The organism is Microvirga tunisiensis, from assembly GCF_009296175.1.
Taxonomy (GTDB): Bacteria; Pseudomonadota; Alphaproteobacteria; order Rhizobiales; family Beijerinckiaceae; genus Microvirga; species Microvirga tunisiensis.
Genome location: NZ_VOSK01000773.1, coordinates 1 through 1282, shown reverse-complemented (window position 1 = coordinate 1282; position 1282 = coordinate 1). Strand labels below are relative to the sequence as shown.

Sequence of the window (1282 nt, the reverse complement as noted above, 5' to 3'; positions counted from 1 at the left end):
AGAGCTGGCTCGGGAAATTTGGACAGCGGGATAAGTGGAGTTTCTGCCTGAGAGCAGCCAGAATGGCTGCTGAACAGGAGAGACGATGAGCAAGAGACCCCGCCGGAACCACTCTCCGGCTTTCAAAGCGAAGGTGGCCCTTGCCGCCGTGAAGGGTGAGAAGACCCTGACCGAGTTGGCGCAGCAGTTCGACGTGCATCCCAACCAGATCACCCAATGGAAGGCCCAGCTCCTCGATGGAGCTGCCGGCGTGTTCGGGCTTGAGAAAGCCGGACCGACGAGCTCGCCGGTGGACGTGAAGACGCTGCATGCCAAGATTGGTGAACTGACCTTGGCCAACGATTTTTTGGAAAGCGCGCTCGGCAAAGCCGGAGTGTGGCCGAGCGCAAAGCGATGATCGACCGATCGCATGCCCTGCCGCTGACCCGGCAAGCCGAGGAGCTCGGGATCAGCCGGGGCAGCCTCTATTATCAACCGCAGCCTGCCTCGGCGGCCGATCTGGCCCTCATGCGGCGGATGGACGAGTTGCATCTGGAGTATCCGTTCGCGGGCAGCCGGATGCTGCGCGATCTCCTGCGGGCCGAGGGCTTCACGGTCGGACGCCTGCATGTCTCCACGCTGATGAAGCGGATGGGCATCGAGGCGCTCTACCGCAAACCCAACACCTCCAAGCCGGCACCAGGACATCAGATCTATCCGTATCTGCTGCGCAAGCTGTCGGTGACGCGCCCTAATCAGGTGTGGGCCATGGACATCACCTACATCCCCATGGCGCGGGGCTTCGTCTATCTGGCGGCGGTGGTCGACTGGTTCAGCCGGCGGGTGCTGGCTTGGCGGCTGTCCATCACTCTGGAGGCAGCCTTCTGCATCGAGGCGGTGGAAGAAGCCCTGAGCCACTACGGCAGTCCTGAGATCTTCAACACGGATCAAGGCAGTCAGTTCACCAGCCACGACTTCACCAGCGTGCTGCTCAAGAACAAGATCGCGATCAGCATGGACGGCAAGGGCGCCTGGCGTGACAACGTGTTTGTCGAGCGGCTGTGGCGCAGCATCAAATACGAGGAGGTGTATCTGAAAGCCTATGACAGCGTATCCGAGGCCCGCGCTTCGATTGGCCGCTATCTGACCTTTTACAATAGCCGGAGGCCTCATTCGAGCCTTGACCGGAGCACGCCCGATCAGGCCTACTTCAACCCGCTTCCGCAACGCGCGGCAGCGTAACCCCGGCAGACGCTCCACTTAGCGAACCGAAAACGCTGTTCAACCAAACCGAGCCACCTCA

The 1282-nt window shown here is 61.3% G+C and carries 1 protein-coding gene; it reads left to right on the top strand.

All coding sequences use genetic code 11. From position 1 onward, the window contains the following. The first annotated feature begins 85 nt into the window (after positions 1 to 85). Positions 86 to 1221 (top strand): IS3 family transposase gene (locus FS320_RS43555; protein WP_152718672.1). Its coding sequence is split into 2 segments (ribosomal slippage): positions 86 to 350 and positions 350 to 1221, totalling 1137 coding nucleotides; the frame shifts between segments, so codons are not numbered across the junction. Positions 1222 to 1282 lie beyond the last annotated feature (61 nt).